This is a genomic window from Corynebacterium sp. HMSC14B06 (assembly GCF_001807075.1).
In the GTDB taxonomy this organism is placed as follows: domain Bacteria; phylum Actinomycetota; class Actinomycetes; order Mycobacteriales; family Mycobacteriaceae; genus Corynebacterium; species Corynebacterium jeikeium_D.
The window spans coordinates 1-7,804 of sequence record NZ_KV787405.1 but is presented as its reverse complement, the minus strand read 5'-3'; the positions used below and the strand labels follow the sequence as shown (position 1 = coordinate 7,804).

Below are 7,804 nucleotides of genomic sequence, written 5' to 3'. Positions count from 1 at the left end.
GGTTCGGGGTTCGAGTCCCTGATGGCGCACAAAAGCCCCTGGTAGACGGACTTTGATAGTTCGACTACCGGGGGCTGTTCCCTTTTTGTTCCCTTTTTGGACGTTTCCGCAGGTCAACGAAAGATAAGGGCAAAGGTAAGGAAGATAAGACCAAAGAAACACCCTGTGACCTGTGAAGATACAAAGATAAGGAAGATGAGGGTATATAGACCTATTCCGCATCTTTGCAGGTCTGACACCTACAGCCCGGCGCGTCCCCACCTTTGTCGGTGGGGTGTCGGCGGGCGATTGATTGGGGTCTGCTTGTCCTGGTTTTTAATAGGCTGTCCCTAATTCGTCCCGGCACGTTTTCGCAGGTCAGGGGAGGTATCCAGGCAATGCAGTGCCCCTTTTGCTTTCGTGTTTGGGGACAGGGTTCCCTCCCCTGGGTCGCCTATTCGGCGGCGGTCAGTTTGATGATTGCGGCCGGGTTGATGATGCCCCAACCAACCCGCATGATTGCGCGAATGGCGATGCGGTCAGAGCTGAAATAGGTTTGGTCGCTTACTTCAACGCGGGTGTCGGTGCGTCGTACGAAGATTGAGGTTGTCGACGGTACACCCCAAATCGTGCCTTGTTCGACGTGTGGCGTGGCCATCAGCGGCACACCATCGATGTGGCGCACCAGTTGGCCGGTGGCGTCGCGTTCGGTGGTTAGCAGCCGTTCGGCGCTGCCTGTTGCCTTCTTGATCTTGGCCAGCGCTGCGGCGTCGGCGGGGTTGGCGGCGTAAGCGGTCAGCGGGTGGCCTTGAGACTGCGCGGCCTGCATGGCGTCAATGAATGGGTCAAGGCTTGAGAATGCGGCTCCTGCCTTGATTTCGGTTGTGCCGTCCAGTGCTGCAAGACCGCTTGGCGCTGGTGATTCGAGCGCGCCGAAGTATGCGGCGTCAATCTGTCGAATGATGTCGCGTGTCAGTCCTGCACCGACGAGGTTCGCGGCGTCTGCGCTGGAATCGTCTGCGAGCTCACGTGTGACCACGGTGAGACCTGCGACCTTTGCCGGTCGGATAACCAGCGGCTTCATTTCCATGTCGTCGGTTGTGATTTCCGCGCCCTCTGCTGTCCATCGCGCTGTTGGGTCTTTGGTCACGGTTGGGACGATGACGGACTCGCTGCCGGTCTGCATCTGCTGCGAGAGCAGCGCGGCTAGTGACTGTTCCATCACGGGCTTTTCAATGACGGTGGCCACGACGTCCGGGGTCAGTAGTGCGCTGCCTTGTAGCGCGTCGTTAGATGTGAAGCTTGGCATTGGGTTGCCCCTCCTATTGAGGTTGGCGCGCGGGGCTGCACCCTCCTGCCTGTGTCGCCGGGGTGCCCCGTGGTCAAGCCTGTAGGGGGCGGTGGCGGTCGGTGCCCCTTGGGGTATGCAAACGCCCGGGGCGGGAGTGCATTCCGCACGACGGTGTACGTGTACGAGAAATTGCTGTTAGTCGGTGTCGTACCGGCTAACGCCCCCGCTCCGGGCGGGTGATAGTGGTCAACTGTTCGCATGAATCCGGTCACGCGGGGGCGTTGACGCTCCCCCTGCTGCTAATCCTATCAGCGTTGATCGAGAGCCTGGCCAATCCAATTGCCAGCCGCGCCAGCCGTGCCATTGACACGACCGACCGATTCCACAATCGGCAAGCCTGAATGTGGGGCGGTGTTGATGCCAGCGTCGGCGGCAATGTCGATACAGGCTTGCTTAATGCCTGCAAGGTCAACGTCCCCACTGTCAGAGATGTAGTCGGCGATATTGAGACCGAGCTTCACCAGCGCGGCGGTCGACACGTTATGAGCAATGGGGTTAGCCATCTCGATAACGGCGTGCTCGAGGCCAGTTACCCGCGCGGTAGCGTGGGCTAGTCCGCTTTCTGTCTCACGTAGGCGCTCCCGGTATTTCGCGGCGTCTTTCCGAGCAGCCGTAAGCCGTGGGTCTTGGTGCTTTCCACCGTCGGCCACGTCACTACCGTCGGCGGCGTCTGGATTTGCAACGCTTCCGTGTCGCTCCTGCTCATCGGTCGGTGAAGTCTCGGCGGCGTGTCCGTCGGCCTGCTCCACAGCATCGGCGGCGGTGTCATCTGTCATTTGTCAGTCTCCTTTTTCTCCGTGAACTCGAAATGCCTAAGCCACTGCGCGGGCATACCCTGCCTATCCGGCGGCAAATACCCGGACGTGATAGCCGTCGGACGCACCGCATGGACAACCACACGACGGCCAGGCACACGACCAGTAGCGGCCAAAAGCTCGGCTTCATGCGCCAAAATAAAACGCGGCAACCTGCCACCAACAGCAGCCGGGGAACACTCAATAGCCGCCAAATCAGCAGCACGCGCCGAATCCTCAGCCCTGCCAATCCGACACCCCGGCGCGTGACTAGTCACAGGATTAAGCCACCAGTTAACCGGTGTCGAACAGGCCGGGCATATTCCAGCGGCATCGTGCTTATTGCTCATTGGTCTTTCTCCTTTTTGCAGCCCGGCGCGTATTTGTCGCCGTTGTCGTACACCATTCCTGCCCATACTCCGGCGCGTTGCCCTGGTGGTAGTTGCTCAATTGCTTTTCGGCATGACTGTTTGGCCGGGCAGGTGGCGCATATGCGGGCGGCGGCGCGGTGGCGAATCGTTTGTTTTTGTTCGCGTTCTTTGTGGTGGGAAAGGTCGAATAGCCAGCCGCTGCCACGGCACGCGGCGCCGGGCATGTGGTGTGTTGACCAGGTGGCCAGTTTGGCGGCGTGCTTGGCTAGCGCGGTGCTGATCTCTATCTCGGCGCGGCGTCGGCGTTTGTGTGTCACGGCGGCTATTCTCCTTATCCGGTCTATGCGCTAGTTATCATGCCCACGGGTCTGTTAACAGCATTGCGTTAATTGGTTCTGGCTGCTCTTCCATGTCACTACTTTTTGCCTTTCTAAACAACATTAAATTTGTTGTTTGTGCTGGTTGATGGATTATGCGCACGCGTGGCCACGGGCATTTATGCGCTAGCTATCATGCCCGTTGGTTTAGCTCCGGCGTTTGTGGTCGGCGGCGTGGGGTCTGTGCCCGGTAGGTGCCATGCCCACCCACCTGAGCCCTGTTTACGGGCTTGGACTCCGAGGCGGGTTTTAGCGTCCCTCACTTGGGGCATACTCCACCCCGCGCCGGAAGCGTCGGCCTTAATGTCCGTCGACCAGCGCGCCCCGTCGGCTAGATACTCCCGCAGCCAGGTATCGACACCGCGGCGGGTGGCGCGGGTGTCTCCGTTCTGGTCGGCTTCGAGAACGTCGCGTGCGTCCCGGTCGGTCACCTCACCCCACGACACAGCACCCACACGGGTAGCAGCCGCGCCGGGGATAGGCACCAGAGTGTCCACAATCCGCGCCGGGCGGGTGATTGTGCGGGCGGCTAGGTTGGTTTTCGTGTTCGTGACGAGAATGTCGCCGTTGGTTTCGTCGGCGGCGACTGCTAGGACGCTGCGGGGGACTTGTGACCATGCGGCGGAACCGAGGACGGCGCGGCCAGTGTCGGCGGTGGCGGTCTTTCCGAAATGCGTCACGGCCAGGATTGCCAGCCGGTGACGTTCGGCTAGTGCTGCCAGCGGGTCTAGTAGTTGGCGGACGTCTCCGGCGTGATTGGGGTTAAGACGCGGCGACAAAACGGCGGTAATCGGGTCAATGATGATCATGCCGTAGTCTCCCGCTTCGACTAGTGCGGCTAGGCGTTGCATATCGCGGGGTAGGTCGAGCGCGCCGGGTTGGCCGTGGTTGGTGACGTCGAGGAAGTCAACGCGGTGTAGGTCTGCTCCGGCGGCAATGAGCCGGGGGACGGTGACCAGTGCGCGGGAATCTTCGACAGCGACATAGAGCACGCGGGTGGGTGCTCCTAATTGGCCTTTGGTGGCTTGGGCGGCGAAGTCGGCGGCGATAGTGCTTTTTCCGATGCCCTCACGGCCTGCGATGAGGGTTAGCGCGTTGGCGGGGAGCCATGACGGGATAAGCCAGGACAGGCGCGCGGGTTTAACGTCGCTTGCTCGGCGGGGTGTGAGTTCGCGGGTGCTGCTATTCTGTGGGTGCGGGTTTTCCATGATTTGCCTTTTCGGGTGGGAATGAGCCGGGTGTTTTTGCGAGCGCCCGGCTCTTTTTCGTCACTGTGACTTTGCTGCTACAAGGCGTAGGGCTTCGTACATTCCCGAAATGAACTCACCTCTAGACGCTGGGGTGTATTCCGATTCATGGCAGATGCTGATTACAAGGCCGGTGTCATTGGCGGCGTCGGTGCCGACCAGGAAATCGCGGGGGCTCCATTGATTCGCGGCGTTGAGCTCTGCCCACGCGGAAATCATGGCGTGCCTAGTGGTGGAACCAATGACAATCTTTTTCCCGGCGGGCATCGTGGCGAGGTTCGGGGCGGCGTCGACCGCTTTAGTGGTGTCGGTGAGGTACGCGCCGATAGCGACGTTTTCGAAGTTCGTCACCAGCGCCACAAAGCAGTTTTCAGTGTTCGGCGTTGACGATGCGAGGATCAGCCCGGCGGCGATTCCGCGCGCGTAAGCGGCGGTTTCGTTCGTGAGCCCGTCATAGAGGGCGGTGGCGGTTGGCCGGTGCGGTGTGGTCATTTCGGTGGCCTTTCTAGACAATATCGGGGACGCTGTGGCCGTCAAGGACGGTAAACATTGGTTGTGTTTCGGTGGCCACGAGTGCGGCGCGTAAGACAGATTGGAGAACATCGGCGGTTTGCCCTCCTGTTTTGGCGGCGAACTCATGGCAAGCCCGATGAATATCGTGGACGGTCAGGTCTGCAATCATGTGCGGCAAGGGAAGCGGCATCGATGGGAAGCAGTGCAGAAATGCGACTTGGGCTAGTCCGTCGTACACGGCTTGATACACGTTTGTAGGTGTCGGCTCGGTCATGGGAAGAAAACCATCTCCATCAACGTGGAAATGTCCCTCTCTAAATCTTTGCCCCCCATGCCCTTAATCGCTTGGATCAACATCGCTACGTGCTCCATCGTTATGGGTGTGCCCTCTTCGACCTCGTGAAGTAGGGGAATATCGGGGCAAACGAGACTCATGACGAAGTTCTGCATCTCTAGCAGCGCGGCGCGACTAACGCTGTTTTCAACCAATCGGGACATGACTTCACCTTTCGCTTTCGGCCAGGGCTGCGCGGTTAGTTGCCATATCGGCGGCTATCTCGGTGACCTGTAGCCACTCCGCAGCAATTTCTACGATGTGCTGTGTATCGCGGTTTTCGGCGGCGTCAGACAGTTCAGCGGCCAGCAAATCAGCTGTTTCACGGGCTTCGACCAGTGCTACACCGATGGACTCAATCAAGGGGCTGTAATCACGGCTACTTAGCGTCACGGGTTACCTGCTCTACGGTTTCAGGCGTTACGGCGTTTACTTCTGCCTGCCATGCCTTGATGTGCGCGTCGGCGCGCTGGTAGGCGTCAATCCGGTAGGCAACAACCGCCGGGATTGGGTCGGTGAACACGGCGCTATCAGCGGCGGCGGCAACACAAATGATGTCGGCTAGGTCGCGGGCTAGTTCGTCGCGGATTTTCAGCTTGTCGGCGAAGTCGTATTCAGTGAAGTTCATTCCCGGGTTTCCTTTCCAATCAAAGCGGCGGTGTCGAGGTTTTCCAATAGGTCGACGGCGAATAGTTCGAGCTGTTCCAGTTCCTCCCACGCCTTAGCGGTGGGGACGTATGCGCAGGTAGACCGGTGAACGCGGGGTGCTGGTATGGTGTTCATTGCAGTTCCTCTTTTCGTGGATTGCGTAGACGGCACCCGTTCGCCCCTTTTTTCTCTGCTGGTTTCCAGTCCAAAGGCATTAGCAGTGTTAAAGGGGCGGCGGGTTTCGCTGTTTCTGGGGGTTTGTTTTTCAGTCGTTGGCTACGGCCATTAGGCGCGCTGCGAGAGCAAGCAGATCTATCACTGTCTCTAGTTCCTTGGCGTTGACGCGGTGGCCGTTGAGCCGTGTCGTTCCGTCAGCGGTGACGTCAACCTGTATGCCGCCGGCAAGCCGCGCGGTCATTGCCGGCCGGCTCACAGTTCGCCCTCATTTGTTGCGGTTCCGGTCTCTGCGAGGTTGTTCAGAGCGGCGCGGGGAACGCGGATAGAGCGCCCTAGACGAATGACAGGGACGGGAAACTTGTCTTCGGCTATGAGGTAGTAGGCGGTTCGGGTGCTGATTCCGAGCGCGGCAGCCGCTTGGGGAACCGTGAGCGTCGCGGCTGGGGGCTCCGACTTCGGCATAAAAGACTCCTTGGGTTATGCGTGTCCGCGCGCAATTATGGTTTGCATTGCGCGCATGTACGACATTACACGTATGCGCACTGGCGCGCAATAGTTGCAGTGGTTGCGCGTACATGCGCGCGCTGTTGTCGCATATACTTAGCCGCATGGACTGGGAACGTGAATTAACTGTGCAAATTGGCCATGCGGTCGATGCGCGGCGTCAAGAACTAGGGCTAAGCGCGCAAGCATTGAGCCATAAAACCGCTGAGCTCGGTCACGAGGTTTCCCGGACTGCAATCGCCGATTACTCGAATGAGAAGCGGCGGCGTCGTATCTCCGTTGCAGATTTGCTAGTGCTAGCGCGGGCTCTAGAAATTCCCCCCTTGTACCTGTTATTCCCTGGTCAGGTTGGTGACGCTTCCACATATTTGCCTGGGAAAGATGACGCTGCCGGGTTCGCAGCTCTTCGGTTTGTAGGCGAAACCGAGGGATACGCCACTAGCAACAGCTACGGGGCATTAAACCGCGCGATTTTTGATTTCTTGAAGCGCGCTATGGAATTTGAGCCGCTTCATGCTTGGCAGAACGAGCATGGCAACACCGCCGGTGCCGTGATGTATAAAGACGAGCTAAAACGCATGAGAAACGAGGCGGATACTTTGGTGCGTGCGGCGCGTGCGTTAGGGATTGAGATCAACCTAGACGTTTCCCAATCGCTTTTTGCTAACCACCTACCGAACGAGTTTAGGCGTGACAATGGCGCGGATTAGATTAGCTCCCGGTGAATGGGGCGGCGTGCAACTTCACCAAATGCCTAATGGCCGTTGGCGCGCCCGCGTGCTCTATCGCGCGGCCAGCGGCGAGACTAAGCGCGTGCAGCGCGTGGCCACGACGAAGACAGCGGCGAAACGTGACGCCTTGCGAGCCGTCGAACAGGTTGCCCGCGTTGGCGTCGGCTCCCAATCCAATTGCACGGTGAAAGAACTCGTAGAGACTTATCTTGAGTGGGGACGCGCCCATAAGTGGCGGCCACAAACAGCCGACATATACGACTATCACGCGGAAAAAGACGTGTACCCGGCTATGGGGTCGCTCTTGGCGCGTGAGGGAACGACCCCAATTTTCGAGCACCACCTACAGGCCATTAAGCAACCCTCTAGGCGGCGCGCGGCGCGCGTCCTGCTGCGTGGCGCGTATGGCCACGGCCTGCGCATCGGCATTGTGACGTCTAACCCGGTTGAGGGAACAACACCCGTCCCCCGGCCACGTCCGACAGCGGCGGCCATCACCCCGGCGGATATGGAAACGGTGCGCGGCGCTATCCGCGCTTGGCAGAGTGCCACCCGCTTAGCCGGTGGCCGCGCTCCGTACCTGCTGCACTTTCTCGATGTGCTCATTGGCTCCGGTGCGCGCCCCAATGAGGTTTTAGGGCTTAGGTGGGAAGACGTCGATATTCCGACGCGGCAAATTACGCTCCGGTCAACAGTGACGCGACATAGCGGCAAAGATGGAAAAAGTCACCTGTTTTTACAGGAAGCGACAAAGACGGCGCGGGGTTTCCGCGCGGTA

The 7,804-nt window shown here is 59.4% G+C and carries 14 protein-coding genes and 1 pseudogene; 2 read left to right on the top strand and 13 right to left on the bottom strand.

Translation table 11 applies throughout. The features are described 5' to 3' along the window. Nucleotides 1-433 precede the first annotated feature (433 nt). The 13 genes from HMPREF3130_RS10950 to HMPREF3130_RS10900 form a co-directional block, all read right to left on the bottom strand. Nucleotides 434-1,288 (bottom strand): phage major capsid protein, encoded by an 855-nt coding sequence (locus tag HMPREF3130_RS10950; RefSeq protein WP_070429981.1) that lies wholly within the window; start codon nucleotides 1,286-1,288, stop codon nucleotides 434-436. Between the two features lie 290 nt (nucleotides 1,289-1,578). Beyond that, nucleotides 1,579-2,106 carry a hypothetical protein gene (locus HMPREF3130_RS10945; RefSeq protein WP_070429980.1) on the bottom strand — a complete coding sequence of 176 codons (528 nt, stop codon included), beginning with the start codon at nucleotides 2,104-2,106 and terminating at the stop codon, nucleotides 1,579-1,581. Beyond that, nucleotides 2,103-2,474, bottom strand: coding sequence for a hypothetical protein (locus tag HMPREF3130_RS10940; protein WP_070429979.1), 372 nt, complete (start codon nucleotides 2,472-2,474; stop codon nucleotides 2,103-2,105). The genes HMPREF3130_RS10945 and HMPREF3130_RS10940 overlap by 4 nt, the downstream gene beginning before the upstream one ends. Beyond that, nucleotides 2,471-2,812, bottom strand: a complete 342-nt coding sequence (locus HMPREF3130_RS10935; protein WP_070429978.1) for a WhiB family transcriptional regulator — start codon at nucleotides 2,810-2,812, stop codon at nucleotides 2,471-2,473. Before HMPREF3130_RS10935 ends, HMPREF3130_RS10940 begins: the two co-directional genes overlap by 4 nt. A 179-nt stretch (nucleotides 2,813-2,991) precedes the next feature. After that, a complete protein-coding gene (locus HMPREF3130_RS10930; RefSeq protein ID WP_070429977.1) occupies nucleotides 2,992-4,080 on the bottom strand; it encodes an AAA family ATPase in 1,089 nt (362 codons plus the stop codon). A 60-nt stretch (nucleotides 4,081-4,140) separates the two neighbouring features. Next, on the bottom strand, nucleotides 4,141-4,611 hold the full coding sequence (locus tag HMPREF3130_RS10925) for a hypothetical protein (protein WP_070429976.1): 471 nt from the start codon (nucleotides 4,609-4,611) through the stop codon (nucleotides 4,141-4,143). Nucleotides 4,612-4,624: 13 nt separating this feature from the next. After that, complete coding sequence (locus HMPREF3130_RS10920; protein WP_070429975.1) at nucleotides 4,625-4,906, bottom strand: hypothetical protein; 282 nt, start codon at nucleotides 4,904-4,906, stop codon at nucleotides 4,625-4,627. Next, nucleotides 4,903-5,130, bottom strand: coding sequence for a hypothetical protein (locus tag HMPREF3130_RS10915; RefSeq protein WP_070429974.1), 228 nt, complete (start codon nucleotides 5,128-5,130; stop codon nucleotides 4,903-4,905). The genes HMPREF3130_RS10920 and HMPREF3130_RS10915 overlap by 4 nt, the downstream gene beginning before the upstream one ends. Before the next feature lie 4 nt (nucleotides 5,131-5,134). After that, entirely contained in the window at nucleotides 5,135-5,359 is a 225-nt protein-coding gene (locus HMPREF3130_RS10910) for a hypothetical protein (RefSeq protein ID WP_141737814.1), read from the bottom strand. Further along, nucleotides 5,346-5,594 carry a hypothetical protein gene (locus HMPREF3130_RS10905; RefSeq protein ID WP_070429972.1) on the bottom strand — a complete coding sequence of 83 codons (249 nt, stop codon included), beginning with the start codon at nucleotides 5,592-5,594 and terminating at the stop codon, nucleotides 5,346-5,348. Before HMPREF3130_RS10905 ends, HMPREF3130_RS10910 begins: the two co-directional genes overlap by 14 nt. Then, complete coding sequence (locus HMPREF3130_RS11390) at nucleotides 5,591-5,749, bottom strand: hypothetical protein (RefSeq protein ID WP_168157925.1); 159 nt, start codon at nucleotides 5,747-5,749, stop codon at nucleotides 5,591-5,593. Before HMPREF3130_RS11390 ends, HMPREF3130_RS10905 begins: the two co-directional genes overlap by 4 nt. A 130-nt stretch (nucleotides 5,750-5,879) precedes the next feature. Then, on the bottom strand, nucleotides 5,880-6,047 hold the full coding sequence (locus HMPREF3130_RS11385; protein ID WP_168157924.1) for a hypothetical protein: 168 nt from the start codon (nucleotides 6,045-6,047) through the stop codon (nucleotides 5,880-5,882). Further along, complete coding sequence (locus HMPREF3130_RS10900) at nucleotides 6,044-6,253, bottom strand: helix-turn-helix transcriptional regulator (RefSeq protein ID WP_070429971.1); 210 nt, start codon at nucleotides 6,251-6,253, stop codon at nucleotides 6,044-6,046. Before HMPREF3130_RS10900 ends, HMPREF3130_RS11385 begins: the two co-directional genes overlap by 4 nt. Before the next feature lie 146 nt (nucleotides 6,254-6,399). Here HMPREF3130_RS10900 and HMPREF3130_RS10895 point away from each other — a divergent pair, with 146 nt between their 5' ends. Then, entirely contained in the window at nucleotides 6,400-7,005 is a 606-nt protein-coding gene (locus HMPREF3130_RS10895; protein ID WP_141737813.1) for a helix-turn-helix domain-containing protein, read from the top strand. Between the two features lie 40 nt (nucleotides 7,006-7,045). Continuing rightward, nucleotides 7,046-7,804 (top strand): annotated as a pseudogene (locus tag HMPREF3130_RS10890) (hypothetical protein); the annotation flags it as partial.